The following is a 19,157-nucleotide window of genomic DNA, read 5'->3' as shown; positions in this document are numbered from 1 at the left end:
CTCGCCTCATCTCAGGCCCGCACGCCGGTGCGGACGGTATCTGTCATGGCGCGCAAAGACGCCGGGAAGTGGTTCAGCAAATCGGACCTCGCCCTGTCGATCCCCTCGGACCAGCCCGGCGCATCCGCATCCTTCAACCCGCGCAGCAATGCGGGAATTTCATCCAGCTCGATCGGCACACCTGTCGGGCGCCCAACCGAAGCCGCGTAATCGTAGAATTTCAGATGTCCCTGATCGCCCGGTCTCAGCCAGGTCGAGGGCACACCGCAGGCATCCGCCACGATCAGCCCGTGCAGACTGGCCGAGATCACATGTCGGCAGGCGACAATCCGGCGGCAAACCTCCAGCGCATCACCGCCGACGTCGATCAGCTCCAGCGCCGGTTCGCACGCAACCAGCGCCACCAATGCCGGATCTTCCAGCATCGAATGATGCGGTACCAGCGCGATCCGGTCGGATCGGTCGGGCAGAGCGCCCAGCAGATCCGCCACCAGCAGGCCGGGATCACCAAAGGTCCGCGTCCGCAAGCCCAACAACTCGGCCGTCAGTGGCCCGCGCAGCAGCGCGACTTCGACATTGTCGAGAAACCCGGTCGATCCGACCGGATGCAACAGCCCCGCCCCCCAGATCACCGGGCGGCGCCCGTCGGGCGCCGGATCGCCATAATTCCGGCGCATCACCTGGATCAGCGAGCCGATGGCCAGCATCTCGCAGGCTTTCGGCCCCGCGTGCCGCACATCGCGACCCGAGACATGACCCACCACCAGCGCCGACAGGGCATCGCCGAAGTTCGGCACGCCCTTCCACCAGTAGAGCCGCAATGGTTCGGTTCGCACGGCTCCCATTCTCAGCGGTCCTTCAGCATCCAGGCGGGCAGCGTATCGACAAACCGCGCAGGTACATCCACATCCGCCAGGCCCCGCCGGACCAGTTCGTCCAGGCAAAACACGGTCAGGTCAAAGCTGCCAAACACGCAAGACGAGGCAACCGCAAGCTGCCGCACCTGCTCTGCGCTCCAGTTGGCGATCGTCTCGGGATCGCGGATATAGATCGCATCGCCATCCATCATCTGACTGCGAATGGTCTTGTAGGGCAGCCGCGCGTTTTGCGAGTTGATGATCTGCCGCGATTTGGTGAACTGGAACGTGTGAAAGCGGAACCCCTGATCGTGCAGTTCCACATCCAGCGGTCCAAACAGCGGCTCGTTCTCGTAAATCCGGTAGAACCGCACTTCTGGCACGATGCACACCGCGTCGGACAATTTACTTCGCCCGGTGCGGATCACATCCAGCTCGCCCCCCTGAATGTCGATTTTCAACATGTCCGGGCGCGGCAGTGCGTCATCGTCCAGATCGTCCAGCGCGATCAGCTCCATGTCGATCGGGTCACGTTTGGACTCGGTCCACTGGGGTTTGCCCAGAAAGGTCACGGATTCCCGCCGGACCGGAAACAAGGAGCCCAGCCCGCTCAACCGATGCGGATGGAACCGCCCGGGGCCGGTCGGCCCCACCGCTTGTTGCAGGTAATGGGTTCCGGGGCGTGGATCCGCCATCAGCGCGTCAAACGAGGCCTGATCCGGCTCAAACCCCCAGACCTCGCACCCGCCCATCTGCAACAGGCGGTCATAGTCCGGTACGTTGATCGGGTTGGCGCCCACATCGGTGATCCGCATCGGCCGTTCCGGCGACAGTGCATCGCGCAGAAACGCATAACGCTGCGCCAGCAATCGAGCCGCGCGCGGCTGATCGTCAAGCTGATCTGCCTCGGTTCCGTCCGGTGTCATCGCGTCGTCTTCCATGTTCAACCCAACACGACGGCGGTACCCGAGGCCGACACCATCAGCATCGAATCTGCCACGACCTCGTAATCGAGGTCGACGCCGACAACGGCATCCGCCCCCAGCGCAACCGCGCGTTGCTCGAGCTCGGCCAGGGCAGTCTCGCGCGCATCCTGCAACTTGCTTTCATATGCGCCCGAGCGTCCACCCACGATATCGGTGACCGAAGCAAAGAAATCCCGCACCACATTGGCGCCCATGATCGCCTCGCCGACCACGATGCCCTTGTACTCGACGATACGGCGCCCTTCGATGCTGGGTGTGGTTGTGATGATCATGTGTTTTTGTCCTTCGTTGCCCGGGGCATCGTCATCTCCGCCCTGCCAGCGCCCGCAAGAGCCGCGCCAGGCCCCACCCTATGACCGCGCCAAGCGCCACGGCTGTCACCGGGTTGATGAAATCGTCACGGTTCAGATTGACCACGATCATTCCGGCCAAACCGCCCGCCACCGGCAAGGCATAGGCCAGAAAAGTCAGAATATCGTCCCCCTTGGGCATGTCCCGGCCTCACATCCTGTTGGCAAGCGCGACATGCGGCAAGAGAAGCACCCTGCTCATTCACCCTGCCCCCGGAATACAATCATCGCGACCCGGATCGCGCCATAGGCCATGGCAAAAACCAGCGCGCTGAACAGCGTGCCAACTGGCGATGCCGCACCGCTCCATGCGAGGGACACCGCCGTGTAGACGACAGTCGCCAGCACGATATCCAGCGCGACCCGCTGCATCAGCCCACCGACCCTTCGAGGCTGATCGCCACCAGTTGCTGCGCTTCCATGGCAAACTCCATCGGCAGCGCCTGCAACACGTCCTTGCAGAACCCGTTGACGACCAGCGCGACCGCCGCTTCTTCGTCAATCCCGCGCGAGCGGCAATAGAACAACTGATCCTCGTCCACCTTGGATGTGGTCGCCTCGTGCTCGCAGCGCGACGAGTTATTCTTGACCTCGATATAAGGCACCGTATGCGCCCCGCATTTATCTCCGATCAGCAGGCTGTCGCATTGGGTATAGTTGCGACTGTTCTTTGCCTTGGGATGCATCGAGACCAGACCGCGATAGGTGTTCTGGGCCTTGCCCGCGCTGATCCCCTTGGAGACGATGCGCGATTTGGTGTTCTTGCCCAGATGGATCATCTTGGTGCCGGTATCGGCCTGCTGCATGTTGTTGGCGATGGCAATGGAATAGAACTCGCCCTGGCTGTCATCGCCGCGCAGGATGCAGGAGGGGTATTTCCAGGTCACGGCCGAGCCGGTTTCGACCTGCGTCCACATCACCTTGGACCGGTCGCCCCGGCAATCGGCGCGTTTGGTCACGAAGTTGTAGATGCCGCCGCGGCCCTTCTCGTCGCCCGGATACCAGTTCTGGACGGTCGAGTATTTCACCTCGGCGTCTTCCTCGACGATGATCTCGACCACTGCGGCATGCAGTTGGGCGGTATCGCGTTTCGGCGCGGTGCAGCCCTCAAGATAGCTGACATACGATCCCTTGTCGGCGATGATCAGCGTCCGCTCGAACTGACCGGTATTCTCGGCATTGATGCGGAAATAGGTGCTCAACTCCATCGGGCAGCGCACGCCAGGCGGCACATAGACAAACGAGCCGTCCGAGAACACGGCAGAGTTCAGCGTGGCATAGAAATTGTCGCTGACCGGTACCACCGAGCCCAGGTATTTCTTCACCAGTTCGGGATGTTCGCGGATCGCCTCGGAGATCGAGCAGAAGATCACGCCCGCCTTTTTCAACTCGGCCTGAAAGGTGGTGCCCACGGACACCGAATCGAACACCGCATCAACCGCAACCTTGCGGCCCTCGACAGGCGCCGCATCGGCGCCTTCGACACCAGCCAGGATCATCTGTTCCTTGAGTGGGATACCCAGCTTTTCATAGGTGGCCAGCAGCTTGGGGTCGACATCGTCCAGCGATTTGGGCTTTTCGGTCATGCTTTTGGGGCGGGCATAATAATACTGATCCTGAAAGTCGATTTCAGGATAGTTGACCATCGCCCATTTCGGCTCGCTCATGCCGGTCCAGCGCTCGAACGCGGCCAGCCGCCATTCGGTCATCCATTCGGGCTCTTCGTTCTTGCCCGAGATCAGCCGCACGATATCGGGGTTCACACCCTTGGGGGCGTATTCCATCTCGATCTCAGTTTCCCAGCCGTATTTGTAGGTGCCCGCCTCGCGGACGGCATCCACCGTCTCCTGATCGACGCCTTCTTTTACCTGGGTCTGGTCCAATGCGGCCATGAGAGCCCTCCTTCGCGCAAAGCGCGCTGTTAGTCCTGTGTCACGCGGCACGCGCGCGATGTTTCTTTTCTTTGTCCAGCCACGCCTCGGCAAAGCGCAGCACATCCGCTTCGGTCGTCTCGGGCCCCAGCGATACGCGGATCGCGCTCATCGCCGTGGCCTCGTCATATCCCATCGCTTGCAGCACCGCGCTGGCGCGGACCTTGCCGCTGGAACAGGCGCTGCCAGCGCTGATGGCGAATCCGGCCAGGTCCATCTGCATCACCTGGGTCTCGCCCTTCCAGCCGGGCGTGGCCAGGCACAGGGTGTTCGGCAGGCGGGGTCGACCTTTCCCGACAAAAATAGTAGATTTAGCTCCGGCCTCAAGAGCATTTTCTAGAATATTTCTAAGTTTCTCGACGCGGCTCCACACGCCCTCGGCCAGATCGCGCGCGGCGGCCTCGGCAGCGGCGCCGAAACCGGCGATGCCGATCACGTTCTCGGTGCCCGAGCGGCGGCCCATTTCCTGCCCGCCACCCTTGATCTGCGCCGCCAGATCGGTGCCGCGTTTCATCACCAGCGCACCGATCCCCTTGGGGCCACCCAGTTTATGCGCCGAGATCAGCGCCATTTCGGCCCCCAGCCAGTTGAAGGCGACCGGCAGCTTGCCAAATCCCTGCGTCGCATCAGTCACGGCAAGACCCTGCGGCAGGTCCTGAAGGATACCCGTCTCGGAATTGGCCAGTTGCAGGGTTGATCGTGCGGGATCTGCCACCCTCACCAACCCATCGGCGGAAACGGGCAAATCCTCTTTTATCCAGGCCCTTACCGCATCATGTTCAAGCGCGCAGCCGTGCAAGCCCCGATCCTTGAGCGCCAGTGCCGCGGCCTCTGTCGCGCTTGAGGTAAAGACGATATCCGCCCCCTCGGCGCCAAAGGCGGCGGCCACCTGCGCGCGCGCCTTTTCCACCACCGCCTTGGCCGCGCGCCCTTCGGCATGGACCGAGGACGGGTTACCGCAGACATCCATCGCCGCGATCATCGCCGCCCGCGCCTCGGCGCGCAGCGGTGTAGTGGCATTATGATCGAGGTAAACACGCATCACAGAGTCATCATTTCATGGCGGGTACGGCCAGATAGACGGGCCGGAGGAGATTGGCAATCGGACCCGGCTCCGGGCCTAGTCATCGACAACCGAAAACAGGGTCGGCACCGCGGGGCACGGTGCCAGATCATTGCGCACCACATCCGACAGGCGGGTCTGGTGCAGAAAGACATAGACATGGGCGCTCAGCCCTTCCCAAAGACGGTTGGTCAGGGATTGCGCGCGGCTGCCCGACATCGCGCCCGAGGCCCCGGCCCCCTTGTGCATCGCGTTCACCGATTCATCGACGGCGGCCAGCACATCGACGACCCGGATCTCCGATGCTGGCCGGGCGAGCCGGTAACCGCCGCCGGGGCCACGTACGCTTTCCACCAGATTGGCGCGACGCAGCTTGACGAAAAGCTGTTCGAGGTAAGGCAGCGAGATATCCTGCCGCGCCGAGATCTCGCCAAGGGTCACCAGCGTATCGGGCGATTGCAGCGCGATATCCGTCAGCGCCACCATCGCATAACGCCCTTTTGTCGACAGTTTCACCTCAGACCCTCCGCTCGGCGCTCAGGCGCGCGAAATCATTGACCTTATCGCCCTCAGTGCGTATCTCCCACTGACAGCGCTGCCGCAGCCCGGCAGTTTGATTAGAACCGTTCTAAGATGCCTTAGGGATTCCGTCAAGATTGCCCCGGCATCGCAGGAAATGACACAGGACAAAAGCACACATGCCCGAGGTGATTTTTCCCGGACCCGAAGGCCGCCTGGAAGGCCGCTACCACCCGCAAAAGGAAAAAGACGCACCTATTGCCATTGTGCTGCATCCGCATCCGCAATTCGGCGGCACCATGAACAACAAGGTGGTGTATAACCTGCATTACGCCTTCTACAATCTGGGCTTTACCGTGCTGCGGTTCAATTTTCGCGGCGTCGGGCGCAGCCAGGGCGAATATGACCAGGGCATTGGCGAACTTTCCGATGCGGCCTCGGCACTCGACTACCTCCAGTCGATGAACAACAACTCGAAACATTGCTGGGTCGCGGGCTTCTCCTTTGGTGCCTGGATCGGCATGCAACTCTTGATGCGCCGCCCCGAAATCACCGGTTTCGTCAGCGTGGCGCCACCTGCCAATATGTACGACTTCTCGTTCCTGGCGCCCTGCCCCTCCTCGGGCCTGATCATCAACGGCACTTCGGACCGGGTCGCGCCGCCCGCAGATACCCGTTCGCTGGTCAACAAGCTGCATGAGCAGAAGGGCATCACCATCACCCATACCGAGGTCGAGGGCGCCGATCATTTCTTCCAGAACCAGCATATGGACACGATGATCACCAACGTTGCCGATTATGTGAAACGCCGGCTGACCGAGACCTCGCGCTGATGGCGGGTACCATCGAATCCCTCGCCGCAAAGCTGGCCGAGGACACGATGAAAGTGATGGACCAGACTGGCGAAGAGCGGCTTTATGTCGAGGTCGGCAAGGTGCTGGCCGCCGCCTCACAATCGCTGGAAGAGGCCTATCTGACCGAGGTCCGGGTACGCCTTGCCGAACGGCAGGCACGCCGCTTCCTGATCCGCCGGATGAACGAGCTGAAGGCGGCCCAGGCGCCCAAGGACGGTCAATGACGGCGCGCCTGTCCGCCCAGATCGAGTTTCTCAAGGTCGCGGACAGGTTGAAGACCGTCGAGCGGGCCAATGTCCTGATGGATCTGTCGCGCCCCGAGAACTCCGCCGAACACAGTTGGCACCTCGCGCTCTGGGCGCTGGCGCTTGAACCTTTTGCCGGGCCGGATGTCTCGGTCGACCGCGCGATCCGGATGCTGCTGCTGCACGACCTCGTCGAGATCGAGACCGGCGATCACCCGATCCACGAGGAGACCGACTGGCAGGCCGTCGAGCGGGCCGAGCGGGCCGCCGCGCGCCGTCTCTTCGGTCTCTTGCCCCCCGATCAGGCCGAATCGTTTCACGACCTCTGGACCGAGTTCGAAGCCGACACCACGCCGGACGCCCGCTATGCAAAAATGCTGGACCGCTGCCAGCCGTTGTTCCAGGTGCTTTGCGCCGATACCCCGCGCCCTGACCATGTGGATGTGGTCCGCGACAACCTCGGCACCGGGCGCGCGGCCTATCTCGCCTCGGCCCTGCCCGAGGCATATGCCCATGCGATGGCGCTGCTGGACAGCACTCCCGCCACCCGGGACCGATTCACCGAGCGCCTGCCGTTCCTAGTCGAGGCCGACAGGCTGAAAACCGTTACCCGTGCCTCGCGCCTGCTGGATGACAGCCGGTACGAGAATTCGGCGGAACATAGCTGGCACATCATGCTCTACGCCTGGGTGCTGGATGAATACGCGGTGCACCCGGTCGATATCGACCGCGTATTAAGGATGCTCCTGCTGCATGATCTGGTCGAGATCGACGCCGGCGACAATCCGATCCATGGCAATGTGGACCACGCCGCGCAAGAGGCGCTGGAACAGGCCGCCGCCAACCGCCTGTTCGGACTGTTGCCGCCGGATCAGGGCGCCGCGTTGCGGTCGCTCTGGCAGGAATTTGAAGCCGCCGAAAGCCCCGAGGCGGTCTTTGGCAAGGCCGTCGACCGGGTGCAGACGCCGATCGCAAATCTGGAAAATGGCGGCGGATCCTGGGTCAGCTACCGGGTCAGCCTGCCGCAGCTTGAAACCCGCGTCGGCCAGCCGGTCAGCCGTGGCGCGCCCGATCTCTGGACCTGGCTCCAGCCACAGCTTCTGGACTGCTTCAACCGGCTGGGATTGCCGCTCTGACGGCTCAGACCCCTGTCGAGGTGACCGTCTCTTCAAGCTGAGCAGCGGGATTTGGTGCCGGGTCCTGTGGCGCAAAGCCCAGGCCAACGGCAACCACCAGAAGCGAGGCAATCAAGACCGCTTTGACAAAAGGCGTGATCATGACAAATATCCGAAAAAAACAAATAATGGCCTCACCCTAGCGAGTCCACGCTGCTTCACCAAGTCAGGTATTCTTGACCTCAGGCCGCGTTGGCCAGATCCGCCGGACCGAACTCGCGCTCGACCGCGCCGTCAGCGTTGATCGTCAGGATCCGGCCCGGCATCAGCTCCGTCCAGTCGCCCTCTTCCTGATCCAGCGGTTCCGACACCACGGCCCAGCCCTGCCGGGCCTTGGAGTAGCGGTAATAAACCGAGGGCGCGATATGGTCCGAGGAATAACGCACCGCATAGAGGGTCTGACCATCGCTGAACGCCGCCGAAAGACGCATGTGCGGCGTCGTGCCCATCGCCCGACTCAGGCTTTCGAGCCGCGCCACCGACCGAGCCAGCGCGCCAAGCGGGTCGATCTCCATGCCTTCGCTCATCGCTACCAGAAACAGCACTTCGGAATCTGTGCTGCCCTTGCGATAGGAATAGTATTCGTCGGCGATCAGCATGTCGGCATGCTTGCGAAACCGCTCGAATCCGCCGACCTGACCGTTATGCATGAAACACCACTGACGCGCTGAAAACGGGTGACAGTTGTTGCGGCTGATGCACGACCCGGTCGAGGCGCGCACATGGCTCAGAAACAGGCCCGAGCGCACATGATGGGCCACGGCGCGCAGGTTCGGGTCGGACCATGCCGGGTATACATCGCGATAGAGCCCCGGCTCCGGCCGCGCGTCGTACCATGCCACCCCGAATCCATCGCCATTGGTCGCGGTCTTGCACTGTTCCGCATGGGCGCTCTGTGCAATCAGCGAATGCCCGGGACGCGAAATCACATCTTCCAGGAAGATCGGCGTTCCATGATAGGCGGCCCAACGGCACATGATTTCTCTCCATCTTGGTGGCACAGCTCGATGCGCCCCGGAAACTCTTTTGTGCTGCTTATAATGATCCGGTTTTTCCGCAAAGTGAATCCGTGCACACTCGATTGTTCGCAATTGTACCAAATACGTCGGTCTGTCACTCGACCGCTTTCTCGGTTAGGGCGAGGGCGTCTGACAAGACAATGCGAATCCACCCGTGCGGAGAGTGATCATGCCTGCCCATTACCTTTACCTCATCCTCGCCGTCGCGGCGGAAACGGTCGGCACCACGGCGCTCCAGGCCAGTCAACAGTTCACCCGCCTCGTGCCGTCGGTTCTGGTTGTCGTCGGATATGGCCTGGCTTTCTACCTCATGGCACAGACCCTGCGGGTGATGCCCGTTGGGGTCGTCTACGCGATCTGGTCGGGTCTCGGCATCGTGTTTATCGCCGCCATCGGCTATATGATCTTTGGCCAAAAGCTCGATCTACCCGCCCTTCTGGGCATCGCGATGATCGTCGGCGGCATTCTGGTGATCCATCTTTTCTCGGCCACATCGACCCACTGATGCCGCGACGCGGCGATATTCCGCAGTTTCGATGCATTTTCTCTGGCCTTTATCCGCCTGTCGGGCTATGCGCCGGGCCAACTCCCTTACAAAGGCTGACCTCATGGACCTGCGCAATATTGCGATCATCGCTCACGTTGACCACGGCAAGACCACCCTGGTGGACGAGCTGTTGAAACAGTCCGGCGCCTTTCGCGAGAACCAGGCCGTGGCCGAGCGCGCCATGGACAGCAACGATCTGGAACGCGAACGCGGCATCACCATCCTGGCCAAGGCGACCTCGGTCGAATGGCAGGGCACCCGCATCAACATCGTCGACACCCCCGGCCACGCCGATTTCGGCGGCGAGGTCGAGCGGATCCTCAGCATGGTTGACGGCGTGGTTCTGCTGGTCGATGCCGCCGAAGGCCCGATGCCACAAACCAAGTTCGTGACCTCCAAGGCGCTGGCCCTGGGCCTGCGCCCCATCGTGGTGCTGAACAAGGTCGACAAGCCCGATGCCGAGCCCGACCGCGCGCTGGACGAGTGTTTCGACCTCTTCGCCAACCTTGGCGCCACGGACGAGCAGCTCGACTTTCCGCATCTTTACGCCTCTGGCCGCTCCGGCTGGGCCGACGAAACGCTGGAAGGCCCGCGCAAGGATCTCAACGCGCTATTCAGCCTGGTCGTGCGCCACGTGCCCGCCCCGGCCCAGATCGCGCGCAAGGACGAGCCGTTCCGCATGTTGGCCACCACGCTTGGCAGCGACCCGTTCATCGGCCGCATCCTGACCGGCCGGGTGGAAAGCGGCACGCTGAAAACGGGCGAAACGCTCAAGGCGCTCAGCCGCAAGGGCGAGCTGATCGAGAACTTCCGCGCCACCAAGATCCTCGCCTTCCGGGGTCTGGGCCAACAGCCCATTGACGTGGCCGAGGCGGGCGACATCGTCACCATCGCCGGGATGAGCAAGGCCACCGTGGCCGACAGCCTGGTGAACCCGCAAGTGATCGAGGCGCTGCCCGCCCAGCCGATCGACCCGCCGACCATCTCCGTTACCTTCGGCATCAACGACAGCCCGCTGGCGGGCCGCGACGGCAAAAAGGTACAAAGCCGCGTCATCCGCGACCGCCTGATGAAAGAGGCGGAATCGAACGTCGCCATCCGCGTCACCGATACGCCGGGCGGCGAGGCGTTCGAGGTCGCGGGCCGGGGCGAGCTTCAGATGGGTGTTCTGATCGAGAACATGCGCCGCGAAGGGTTTGAACTCAGCATCTCGCGCCCGCAGGTCCTGTTCCGCGAAGAAGACGGCCAACGGCTGGAGCCGATCGAGGAAGTCACCATCGACGTGGATGACGAATTCACCGGCGCGGTGATCGAGAAAGTCACCGGCGCGCGCAAGGGCGAGCTGGTCGAGATGAAGCCCGCCGGCACCGGCAAGACCCGGATCATCGCGCATGTGCCCTCGCGCGGCCTCATCGGCTATCATGGCGAGTTTCTGACCGACACGCGCGGCACCGGCGTGCTGAACCGCGTGTTCCACGCCTGGGCCCCGCACAAGGGCCCGATCCCAGGCCGCCGCGCAGGCGTGCTGATCTCGATGGAGAATGGTCAGTCGGTGGCCTATGCGCTCTGGAACCTCGAAGAGCGTGGCCGCATGTTCATCGGCCCGCAGGCGGATGTCTACGAAGGCATGATCATCGGCGAGCACAGCCGCGACAACGATCTCGAAGTGAACCCACTCAAGGGCAAGAAACTGACCAACGTGCGCGCCTCGGGCACGGACGAGGCGGTGCGCCTGACCCCGCATATCCAGTTCAGTCTCGAAGAGGCGATTGCCTATATCGACAATGACGAACTGGTCGAGGTCACCCCGAACTCGATCCGGCTGCGCAAGCGCTTCCTTGATCCGCACGAGCGCAAGCGCCAGTCCAAGGCGGCAAGCTGAACCAACAAAGGGCGCCCCGGTGGCGCCCTTTCCCGTTCAGAACGGCCCGCGAAACACGAACCACGCCCCCAGCGCGATGAAGCCGAACCCGATGGCGTGATTCACTGTCAACGACTCTTTCAGGAAAAGCACGGAAAACCCGGCAAAGACGATCAGGGTAATGACCTCCTGCATCGTCTTCAGTTCCGCCGCCGTGTAGACGCGGTGCCCAATCCGGTTGGCGGGCACCGCAAGGCAGTATTCGATCAGGGCAATGCCCCAGCTGACCAGGATGACCACGGCCAGCGGTTTGCCGGGGAATTTCAGATGCCCGTACCATGCGAATGTCATGAAGACATTCGAGGCTGCCAACAGAACCAGCGGCAGCAGATGCGCGGGCGTCATCCCCGGCCCGTCATTCGCTGGTCTCGACCACCATCAACTCGCGCTCCGAGGCACCGCGCGCATGGCTCAGCGCCTCCTGGTATTCGGGCGAGTTGTAGCAATCGACCGCCGCCTCGACCGAGGGGAAGCGCGCCACCACGTTGCGCGGCCGCTCCTTGCCTTCGAGCTGCACGAACCGACCGCCGCGCGCGATGAAGGTGCCACCATGCTTGGCGATGGCGGGACCGGCCAGCTCGGCATATTTGCCATAAGCCTCGGCATCGGTCACCGTCACATGTGCAATCCAGAGTGCGCCCATCGTCTTATCCTCCCAGAACCTGTTCCGCAGCCTTGATCGCCGCATCCGCGTTGCCCGCGTCCTGACCGCCGCCCTGCGCCATGTCAGGCCGCCCGCCGCCACCCTTGCCGCCAAGCGCCACGACCGCCGCCTTGACCAGATCCACAGCAGAAACGCGGGCCGTCAGATCCTCGGTCACGCCAGCCGCTACAGCGGCCTTGCCCCCGGTATCGGCAATCAGCAGGACCGCGCCCGAGCCCATGCGGCTCTTGTGTTCGTCAATCAGCGCGGGCAGATCCTTGCCCGAAACGCCCGACAGCACCTGCGCCAGGAAGGGCACACCGCCCACGTCGCGCGCCTCGGCACCACCGCCCTGCCCGGCCCCACCGGCCATGGCCAGATCGCGGCGCAGCTGCGCCACCTCGTTCTGCAAGGCCTTGCGCTCGTCCAACAGCGCCCGCACCCGTTCGGCCACCTCCGAGGGCTGCGCCTTGAGCATCGCGGTCACCTCGGACAGACGCGACACCTCTTGCGACAGGTGCTCATAGGCCGCCTGTCCGGTCAGCGCCTCGATCCGGCGCACCCCGGCGCTTGACGCGCTGTCGCCCAACAGGACGAACATGCCGATATCGCCGGTTTGCGCCACATGGGTGCCGCCGCACAGCTCGATCGACCAGGTCTTGCCATCGGCGCCCTTGCCGGTCTCGGCCCGGCCCATCGACACCACCCGCACCTCGTCGCCGTATTTCTCGCCAAAGAGCGCCTGCGCGCCGATGGCGCGGGCATCGTCCGGGGTCATGATCCGGGTCTCAACGCGCGAGTTCTGCCGGATGAACCGGTTCACCTCGGTCCCGACCTGGGCCAGTTCCGCCTCACTCAGGGCTTTGGCATGGCTGAAGTCGAAGCGCAGCCGGTCAGCCGCGTTCAGCGAGCCGCGCTGCGCCACATGATCGCCCAATGTCTCGCGCAGCGCTTCATGCAGCAGGTGCGTGGCCGAGTGGTTGGCCCGGATCGCGCTGCGGCGGGCATGATCCACCTCCAGCTCGACCGCATCGCCCTTGGCCAGCGCGCCGCGCTCCATCGTCACCTTATGGGCATAGACCTTGCCATCGGCGAATTTGCGCGTGTCCTCGACCAGCGCCACGTGATCGCGGTTCTCCAGCCGGCGTATCACGCCGCTATCGCCGACCTGACCACCGGATTCACCATAAAACGGCGTCTGGTTGGTCACCACCCAGCCGCTGCCGCCCTCGGCAATCCTGTCGCTGAGCGCGCCCTCGACCACCAGCGCCAGCGCCTGACCCTCGGCCTTTTCGGTGTCATAACCCAGGAAATCGGTCGCGCCCGCAACATCCAGCACGTCGAACCATACGGCATTGTCCGCCGCCTCACCCGAACCCGCCCAGGCGGCGCGCGCCTTGGCCTTCTGCTCGGCCATCGCGGCATCGAACCCGTCGGTATCGACCTTGCGGCCCTTTTCGCGCAGCGCGTCTTGCGTCAGGTCCAGCGGAAACCCGTAAGTGTCATAAAGCTTGAACGCCGCCGCGCCCGGAAGCGGCGCGCCCTCGGGCAGCGCGCCCAGCTCGTCATCGAGAAGTTTCAGGCCACGGTCCAGCGTCTGCTTGAACCGGGTTTCCTCCAGCAACAGCGTTTCCTCGATCAGCGCCTGCGCCCGACCCAACTCGGGATAGGCCGCGCCCATCTGGCCGACCAGCGTGCGCACCAGTCGGTGCATCACCGGATCCTTGGCGCCGAGCAGATGCGCATGCCGCATCGCCCGCCGCATGATCCGCCGCAGCACATAGCCGCGTCCGTCATTGCTGGGCATCACCCCATCCGCGATCAGGAACGAGGTCGAGCGCAGGTGATCCGCGATCACCCGGTGATGCACGTTCTGATCTCCATAGGGATCGACACTGGTGGCGTCGGCCGAAGCCTCGATCAGCGCCTTGAACAGATCGGTGTCATAGTTGTCATGGCTCCCCTGAAGCAGCGCACCAATCCGCTCCAACCCCATGCCGGTGTCGATCGACTGCATGTCGAGATCGACCATCGAGCCGTCCTCGAACTTCTCGTTCTGCATGAAGACGATGTTCCAGATCTCGATGAACCGGTCGCCATCCTCTTCCGGACTGCCCGGAGGGCCGCCCCAGATATGGTCGCCGTGATCATAGAAAATCTCGGTGCAGGGGCCGCAGGGGCCGGTCGGACCCATCTGCCAGAAATTGTCCGAGGTGGCGATACGGATGATCCGGCTCTCGGGCACGCCTACCTTCTTCCAGATCTCGAAAGCCTCGTCATCGGTGTGATAGACGGTGGTATAAAGCTTGTCCTTGGGAATGTCGAAATCGCGGGTGATCAGTTCCCAGGCAAACGGGATCGCCTCGGACTTGAAGTAGTCGCCAAAGGAGAAGTTGCCGAGCATCTCGAAAAACGTGTGATGCCGCGCGGTATAGCCCACATTGTCCAGGTCATTGTGCTTGCCGCCCGCGCGCACGCATTTCTGTGCCGTGGTGGCGCGGACATAGTCGCGCTTGTCCACCCCGGTGAAGCAGTTCTTGAACTGCACCATGCCCGAGTTGGTGAACATCAGCGTCGGGTCGTTGCGCGGTACCAGCGGGCTGGACGGGACAACCGTGTGCCCCTGTTTGGCGAAATAGTTCAAAAAGGTGGATCGGATGTCGTTCAGGCTGGGCATTCTGGCTCTCTCGGCGCGAAATCGGCAGGGTCTGCGCTGGTTTAGCGGCAGCCCGGCCCCCTGTCCACAGCCCCTGTCGTCGCAAAGACAAAAGGCGGTCCGTCAGGACCGCCCTCGTCTTTCTTCCAAAGCGCCGACGGGCGCCGCCTCACGCTTCGAGGATATCGTCGTCGCTCGACCCCATGTCGAACTCCAACCCGTGCGAGGCGCGGATCTTGTCTTCGATCTCCAAGGCTATCTTGCTGTTTTCCCTTAGATAATTCTTGGCGTTTTCACGGCCCTGACCAATCCGTTCATCGCCATAAGAAAACCAGCTGCCGGATTTCTCGACCACACCCGCCTTGACGCCCAGATCCAGCAATTCGCCGGTCTTTGAGATGCCCTCGCCATACATGATGTCAAATTCGACCTGCTTGAAGGGCGGCGCCACCTTGTTCTTGACCACCTTGACGCGGGTGGCGTTGCCCACCACCTCGTCACGGTCCTTGATGGCGCCGATGCGGCGGATATCCAGGCGAACCGAACTGTAGAATTTCAGCGCGTTGCCGCCGGTGGTGGTTTCCGGGCTGCCGAACATCACGCCGATCTTCATGCGGATCTGGTTGATGAAGATCACCATGCATTTCGACCGGCTGATCGAACCGGTCAGCTTGCGCATGGCCTGGCTCATCAGACGGGCCTGCACGCCGACGCTGGAATCGCCCATGTCACCTTCAAGTTCCGATTTCGGGGTCAGTGCTGCGACCGAATCAACCACCACCATGTTGACCGCGCCCGAGCGCACCAGCGTGTCGGTGATCTCCAGCGCCTGTTCGCCGGTGTCGGGCTGGCTGATCAACAGCTCGTTCAGATCGACTCCCAGCTTGCGGGCGTATTGCGGGTCGAGCGCGTGTTCGGCGTCGACAAAGGCGCAGACGCCGCCGCGCTTCTGCTGCTCGGCGATACAATGCAGGGTCAGCGTGGTCTTGCCCGAGCTTTCCGGGCCGTAGATCTCGATGATCCGGCCCATCGGCAGGCCGCCGATCCCCAATGCGATATCCAACCCCAGCGAGCCGGTCGAGCTTGCCTCGATCTCCTGAATGGCATTGTCGCCGCCCAGTTTCATGATCGAGCCTTTGCCGAACTGCCGCTCGATCTGGGCCAGGGCGCTATCCAGCGCCTTTTGCTTGTCCGCGTTCTGTTTGCTGCTCATCGTCAGAAGATCCGCCATAGTCCCATCCCCTTCCTTGTGTCACACGCCGTCATTGGCGGCAATCGCTGCTTTGTTCACCTCTTGTTCCTTATGAGATCAAAGCAGGAACATTTCAAATAGAATCTTTCCTACCCGAGCTTTTTCCATTTGTGTTAAAGAGTGGTTTACGTCCGGAAAATACAATCCCGGACAGAATATATCGGGTGTTAGATGCTTGTTTTCTTTAAGGAACGTCTGGTTCTTCTTTCGGTGCCCAAGACCGGCACCACCGCGTTCCAATCGGCGCTGCGGACGCGGGCCGATATCGTGATCTCCGATCCGCCCGAGCTGAAACATGCGCCGATCTACCGCTATGACCGGTTCTTTCGGCCGATCTTTGCCAAGATGTTCGGCGTCGAGATGGAGATCATGGCGGTCGTGCGCGAACCGATCGACTGGCTGGGCAGCTGGTATCGCTATCGGCAGCGCCCTTTCATGGAGGGCAAGCCGAACTCGACCCACGGTATCCCCTTCGACGACTTCGTGACCGCCTATATGCAGGGCAAACGTCCGCCGTTTGCCGATGTCGGCAGCCAGCTGCGCTTTCTCACCCCGCGCCCGGGCGGATGCAGTGCGACCCACCTGTTCAAATACGAGAATCAGCCCGGCATCATCGCGTTTCTCGAGGCCCGCCTTGCCACCCCGATCTCGCTGCCGCGTGAAAATGTTTCGCCGGCGATGGAACTGGTGCTGGACCCCGCCATTGCCGAACGCTTTCGCCGGAAATTCGCCGAAGAATTCGAACTGCACGCGGATGCGATCTGACCCGAGCGGTTTGAATGGCCTTAATGCAGCTGCTGCTGCACCGTCTCGGTGAGTTGGTTCAGCGAGAATGGCTTGGGCAGGAACACGGAATTCGGTATGTCCGCCTCCGAATCGCCAAAGGCGCCTTCGGAATAGCCCGACACAAAGACCACGCGCACCTGCGGGCGGTCGGCCAGTGCCTGGCGCACCCAAGTCGGACCATCAAGGCCCGGCATCACCACATCGGTCACAAAGACATCCACCGTCAGCCCGGGATCTTCGAGAAGACGCAGCGCATCCTCGGCCGACTCCGCTTCCAGCACGGTGTAGCCCCGCAATCGCAGCGCGCGCGAGGCAAAGGCGCGCACCGGTGCTTCGTCCTCGACCAGCAGCACGACGCCGCCATTGTAACAGTCGGCGGGCTTGCCCTGGACCGCCGTTGCCGGTGCGGGCGAAATCTCGCGCGCCTGAAAGGCCGGAAAATAAAGGATAAACTCCGTCCCCTTGCCCGGCACGCTGTCGACAAAGATGTAACCTCCGGTCTGCTTTACGATGCCATAGACGGTGGACAGCCCCAGGCCGGTTCCCTCACCCGTGCGCTTGGTCGTGTAGAAGGGCTCGAAAATCTTTTGCAGCTTGCTGGGTTCGATCCCGATGCCTTCGTCGCGCACCTTGACGGTCACATACTCGCCGCTCGGCAGGGTCGCCCGGTCCCTCTCCAGCGGTTCGTTCAGGGTTATCACCTCTGTCTCGATGCGGATCTCGCCCCCCTTCGGCATGGCGTCACGGGCATTGACCACCAGGTTCATCAGAACCTGTTCCAGCTGGCGCTTGTCGGCCCGGACGGATTTCAGCGCCGGGTCGTGGCTCAGCGTCAGGGTGACCTTCTCGCCCACCAGCCGGTTCAACAGGTGAATGAGGTCCGCCAGGGTATCGCGCAGGTCGAGCACCTCTGGCCGCAGCGTTTGTTTGCGCGAAAAGGCCAGCAACTGGCTGACCAGCGCCGCCGCGCGGTTGGCGTTCTGGTTGATCTGGACCAGGTCGCCATAATCCGGGTCGCCATGATCGTGCCGCAGCAGCAGCAGATCGCAATGGCCGGAAATGGCGGTCAGCAGATTGTTGAAATCATGCGCAACGCCGCCGGCAAGCTGCCCCACCGCCTGCATCTTCTGGCTTTGCACGAATTGCGCCTCCAGCGTCTTCAACTCGGTGGCATCGTTCAGCACCGCGATCAGTCCCTTTTCGCCCTGATCAGTGATCGGACTCAGAGTCACCTGGACAAACACCTCGCGATCCCGGCTCGCCAGGCGCAGAAACTCCGATCGCGGCGCAACGGTCTCGTCCAGTGCCTGGCTCAGCCAGTCCGGGATCGGGCGGCCAAGCCCCTGCATCAGCTGTTCCAGCGAGGTATCCGGCGCAACCGGCCCGCCGATCAGGTCCTGCGCCATCCGGTTTGCATCCAATATCCGTCCACTTGCCGACAGCCGCATCATCGCCACCGGCAGTGTCGCGAAATCCGGGCTATGCCCCCTGGAAATCTCGCCTTTGACCGGAACCAGGAACAATTCTTGCCGACCCGGCCCGCTGGCCAGTTCCACGACAATGGCCGGCGCGGCCCCGTCCGCAACCGCGATCTGGTTTATCTCATCCGCCCGGTACGGCACCTGCAAAAACAGCCGGTCGAGCGATTTGACGCGCGACCCGATAAAGCTGCGCGCCGCCTCGTTCATGAACAGGATCGCGCCGCCACGTCCGATTGTCAGCATCGGCAAGGGCAAGCTATCGGCGCGGCTGGCGGCGGCGGACCGGTCGGAAATGTCCTCGACCCGCCAGAGAAAGGCATCATTGCCCAGCGTGTGGACAGACAGGCGGATATGCCCCCGCCGGGTCACCACATCCTCGCGCGCATTGCCTTCAAGCCTCGACCGCATCTGCAACCGATAGAGAACCGCCGAAGGGTTGCCAAAGATCGACCGCAACGTCGCCGCCAGCGTCTGGTCCTGTGTCCCCGAAAACCGCTCTGACGCGGCGAGGTTGCGGGCCTGAATCAGCCCGTCGTCATCGGTGACAAAGCTGGGCGTCGCGTCTTTTTCGATAAAGCCCGCGAGAAGATCGCGCATCTGCCCTTTCAACCCGCGCTGCCCCCGCATCCGAACCGCCAGCCAGGCCGTGACCAGGATCGACGACGCACCGCCCGCAACCAAGGCCTTGCGGGCGAAATCGGGCATCTCCCAGAACAGCGCCAGGCCAAATGCCGTCGCGGCCAGGATGAGCAACACCGCCATCCGCGCGCCCGCGCCGCGCTGACCATTCGGTGTCGACAGGATCGAGGCGGTAAGATCGGTCACAATCCGGCTCCGTCGTCTGAATCACTCGTGTTTGTCGCGCACCCAAG

Annotated in this window: 21 protein-coding genes; 6 read left to right on the top strand and 15 right to left on the bottom strand. The window is 62.8% G+C overall.

The window, feature by feature from the left end; genetic code table 11:
- Positions 1-11 precede the first annotated feature (11 nt).
- The 8 genes from OE747_RS17430 to OE747_RS17395 form a co-directional block, all read right to left on the bottom strand.
- Positions 12-845, bottom strand: a complete 834-nt coding sequence (locus tag OE747_RS17430; protein WP_263829826.1) for a polysaccharide pyruvyl transferase family protein — start codon at positions 843-845, stop codon at positions 12-14.
- A gap of 2 nt (positions 846-847) precedes the next feature.
- A complete protein-coding gene (locus tag OE747_RS17425; protein WP_263829825.1) occupies positions 848-1,783 on the bottom strand; it encodes an FkbM family methyltransferase in 936 nt (311 codons plus the stop codon).
- Between the two features lie 17 nt (positions 1,784-1,800).
- On the bottom strand, positions 1,801-2,115 hold the full coding sequence (locus tag OE747_RS17420; RefSeq protein WP_263829824.1) for a heavy metal-binding domain-containing protein: 315 nt from the start codon (positions 2,113-2,115) through the stop codon (positions 1,801-1,803).
- Positions 2,116-2,146: 31 nt separating this feature from the next.
- Entirely contained in the window at positions 2,147-2,335 is a 189-nt protein-coding gene (locus OE747_RS17415; RefSeq protein WP_263829823.1) for a hypothetical protein, read from the bottom strand.
- Between the two features lie 56 nt (positions 2,336-2,391).
- Positions 2,392-2,565 carry a hypothetical protein gene (locus tag OE747_RS17410; RefSeq protein ID WP_263829822.1) on the bottom strand — a complete coding sequence of 58 codons (174 nt, stop codon included), beginning with the start codon at positions 2,563-2,565 and terminating at the stop codon, positions 2,392-2,394.
- Complete coding sequence (gene sufB / locus OE747_RS17405; RefSeq protein WP_263829821.1) at positions 2,565-4,085, bottom strand: Fe-S cluster assembly protein SufB; 1,521 nt, start codon at positions 4,083-4,085, stop codon at positions 2,565-2,567. Before sufB ends, OE747_RS17410 begins: the two co-directional genes overlap by 1 nt.
- A 40-nt stretch (positions 4,086-4,125) precedes the next feature.
- Positions 4,126-5,169, bottom strand: a complete 1,044-nt coding sequence (locus OE747_RS17400; protein ID WP_263829820.1) for a cysteine desulfurase family protein — start codon at positions 5,167-5,169, stop codon at positions 4,126-4,128.
- Positions 5,170-5,244: 75 nt separating this feature from the next.
- Positions 5,245-5,703: a Fe-S cluster assembly transcriptional regulator IscR gene (locus tag OE747_RS17395; protein WP_263387580.1), complete on the bottom strand. Its 459-nt coding sequence runs from the start codon at positions 5,701-5,703 to the stop codon at positions 5,245-5,247.
- Positions 5,704-5,885: 182 nt separating this feature from the next.
- On the opposite strand from OE747_RS17395, the gene OE747_RS17390 reads away from it, so the two are divergent.
- From OE747_RS17390 to OE747_RS17380, 3 genes are read left to right on the top strand one after another with little or no spacing between them, the layout of a single operon-like run.
- Positions 5,886-6,539: an alpha/beta hydrolase gene (locus OE747_RS17390; protein WP_164126586.1), complete on the top strand. Its 654-nt coding sequence runs from the start codon at positions 5,886-5,888 to the stop codon at positions 6,537-6,539.
- Complete coding sequence (locus OE747_RS17385) at positions 6,539-6,784, top strand: hypothetical protein (protein WP_263829819.1); 246 nt, start codon at positions 6,539-6,541, stop codon at positions 6,782-6,784. The genes OE747_RS17390 and OE747_RS17385 overlap by 1 nt, the downstream gene beginning before the upstream one ends.
- On the top strand, positions 6,781-7,941 hold the full coding sequence (locus tag OE747_RS17380) for an HD domain-containing protein (protein WP_263829818.1): 1,161 nt from the start codon (positions 6,781-6,783) through the stop codon (positions 7,939-7,941). The genes OE747_RS17385 and OE747_RS17380 overlap by 4 nt, the downstream gene beginning before the upstream one ends.
- Before the next feature lie 4 nt (positions 7,942-7,945).
- Here OE747_RS17380 and OE747_RS17375 read toward each other — a convergent pair whose 3' ends face one another.
- Both OE747_RS17375 and OE747_RS17370 read right to left on the bottom strand, forming a co-directional pair.
- Positions 7,946-8,083, bottom strand: a complete 138-nt coding sequence (locus OE747_RS17375) for a hypothetical protein (protein WP_263829817.1) — start codon at positions 8,081-8,083, stop codon at positions 7,946-7,948.
- Between the two features lie 79 nt (positions 8,084-8,162).
- Positions 8,163-8,957 (bottom strand): class II glutamine amidotransferase, encoded by a 795-nt coding sequence (locus OE747_RS17370; RefSeq protein ID WP_263829816.1) that lies wholly within the window; start codon positions 8,955-8,957, stop codon positions 8,163-8,165.
- A gap of 211 nt (positions 8,958-9,168) precedes the next feature.
- On the opposite strand from OE747_RS17370, the gene OE747_RS17365 reads away from it, so the two are divergent.
- On the top strand, positions 9,169-9,504 hold the full coding sequence (locus tag OE747_RS17365; RefSeq protein WP_263829815.1) for a DMT family transporter: 336 nt from the start codon (positions 9,169-9,171) through the stop codon (positions 9,502-9,504).
- 103 nt (positions 9,505-9,607) lie between these two features.
- Positions 9,608-11,428 carry a translational GTPase TypA gene (gene typA / locus OE747_RS17360; RefSeq protein ID WP_263829814.1) on the top strand — a complete coding sequence of 607 codons (1,821 nt, stop codon included), beginning with the start codon at positions 9,608-9,610 and terminating at the stop codon, positions 11,426-11,428.
- 36 nt (positions 11,429-11,464) lie between these two features.
- On the opposite strand, the gene OE747_RS17355 is transcribed toward typA, so the two are convergent.
- From OE747_RS17355 to recA, 4 genes are all read right to left on the bottom strand, one after another.
- The gene (locus tag OE747_RS17355) at positions 11,465-11,812 is read right to left on the bottom strand and encodes a DMT family protein (protein WP_093029141.1); all 348 of its coding nucleotides are present in this window, start codon (positions 11,810-11,812) and stop codon (positions 11,465-11,467) included.
- Between the two features lie 10 nt (positions 11,813-11,822).
- Positions 11,823-12,110: a DUF1330 domain-containing protein gene (locus tag OE747_RS17350; protein WP_263387588.1), complete on the bottom strand. Its 288-nt coding sequence runs from the start codon at positions 12,108-12,110 to the stop codon at positions 11,823-11,825.
- A gap of 4 nt (positions 12,111-12,114) precedes the next feature.
- The gene (alaS, locus tag OE747_RS17345) at positions 12,115-14,787 is read right to left on the bottom strand and encodes an alanine--tRNA ligase (RefSeq protein ID WP_263829813.1); all 2,673 of its coding nucleotides are present in this window, start codon (positions 14,785-14,787) and stop codon (positions 12,115-12,117) included.
- 148 nt (positions 14,788-14,935) lie between these two features.
- The gene (gene recA, locus OE747_RS17340) at positions 14,936-15,997 is read right to left on the bottom strand and encodes a recombinase RecA (protein WP_263829812.1); all 1,062 of its coding nucleotides are present in this window, start codon (positions 15,995-15,997) and stop codon (positions 14,936-14,938) included.
- 192 nt (positions 15,998-16,189) lie between these two features.
- Between recA and OE747_RS17335 the strand changes: the two genes are divergently transcribed.
- Positions 16,190-16,783, top strand: a complete 594-nt coding sequence (locus tag OE747_RS17335; RefSeq protein WP_263829811.1) for a gamma-glutamyl kinase — start codon at positions 16,190-16,192, stop codon at positions 16,781-16,783.
- A gap of 20 nt (positions 16,784-16,803) precedes the next feature.
- On the opposite strand, the gene OE747_RS17330 is transcribed toward OE747_RS17335, so the two are convergent.
- The gene (locus OE747_RS17330; RefSeq protein WP_404818332.1) at positions 16,804-19,110 is read right to left on the bottom strand and encodes a hybrid sensor histidine kinase/response regulator; all 2,307 of its coding nucleotides are present in this window, start codon (positions 19,108-19,110) and stop codon (positions 16,804-16,806) included.
- Between the last annotated feature and the right edge of the window lie 47 nt (positions 19,111-19,157).

The sequence above is a fragment of the Ruegeria aquimaris genome (genome assembly GCF_025751555.1).
In the GTDB taxonomy this organism is placed as follows: Bacteria; Pseudomonadota; Alphaproteobacteria; order Rhodobacterales; family Rhodobacteraceae; genus Ruegeria_B; species Ruegeria_B aquimaris.
The sequence above is the reverse complement of the archived record's forward strand: the minus strand, read 5'-3'. Positions and strand labels throughout refer to the sequence as shown.

Coding starts and splice junctions, on each gene's coding strand:
- OE747_RS17430 (WP_263829826.1), bottom strand. CDS start 845: ATGGGAGCCGTGCGAACCGAACCATTGCGGCTCTACTGGTGGAAGGGC.
- OE747_RS17425 (WP_263829825.1), bottom strand. CDS start 1,783: ATGACACCGGACGGAACCGAGGCAGATCAGCTTGACGATCAGCCGCGC.
- OE747_RS17420 (WP_263829824.1), bottom strand. CDS start 2,115: ATGATCATCACAACCACACCCAGCATCGAAGGGCGCCGTATCGTCGAG.
- OE747_RS17415 (WP_263829823.1), bottom strand. CDS start 2,335: ATGCCCAAGGGGGACGATATTCTGACTTTTCTGGCCTATGCCTTGCCG.
- OE747_RS17410 (WP_263829822.1), bottom strand. CDS start 2,565: ATGCAGCGGGTCGCGCTGGATATCGTGCTGGCGACTGTCGTCTACACG.
- sufB (WP_263829821.1), bottom strand. CDS start 4,085: ATGGCCGCATTGGACCAGACCCAGGTAAAAGAAGGCGTCGATCAGGAG.
- OE747_RS17390 (WP_164126586.1), top strand. CDS start 5,886: ATGCCCGAGGTGATTTTTCCCGGACCCGAAGGCCGCCTGGAAGGCCGC.
- OE747_RS17385 (WP_263829819.1), top strand. CDS start 6,539: ATGGCGGGTACCATCGAATCCCTCGCCGCAAAGCTGGCCGAGGACACG.
- OE747_RS17380 (WP_263829818.1), top strand. CDS start 6,781: ATGACGGCGCGCCTGTCCGCCCAGATCGAGTTTCTCAAGGTCGCGGAC.
- OE747_RS17375 (WP_263829817.1), bottom strand. CDS start 8,083: ATGATCACGCCTTTTGTCAAAGCGGTCTTGATTGCCTCGCTTCTGGTG.
- OE747_RS17370 (WP_263829816.1), bottom strand. CDS start 8,957: ATGTGCCGTTGGGCCGCCTATCATGGAACGCCGATCTTCCTGGAAGAT.
- OE747_RS17365 (WP_263829815.1), top strand. CDS start 9,169: ATGCCTGCCCATTACCTTTACCTCATCCTCGCCGTCGCGGCGGAAACG.
- typA (WP_263829814.1), top strand. CDS start 9,608: ATGGACCTGCGCAATATTGCGATCATCGCTCACGTTGACCACGGCAAG.
- OE747_RS17355 (WP_093029141.1), bottom strand. CDS start 11,812: ATGACGCCCGCGCATCTGCTGCCGCTGGTTCTGTTGGCAGCCTCGAAT.
- OE747_RS17350 (WP_263387588.1), bottom strand. CDS start 12,110: ATGGGCGCACTCTGGATTGCACATGTGACGGTGACCGATGCCGAGGCT.
- alaS (WP_263829813.1), bottom strand. CDS start 14,787: ATGCCCAGCCTGAACGACATCCGATCCACCTTTTTGAACTATTTCGCC.
- recA (WP_263829812.1), bottom strand. CDS start 15,997: ATGGCGGATCTTCTGACGATGAGCAGCAAACAGAACGCGGACAAGCAA.
- OE747_RS17335 (WP_263829811.1), top strand. CDS start 16,190: ATGCTTGTTTTCTTTAAGGAACGTCTGGTTCTTCTTTCGGTGCCCAAG.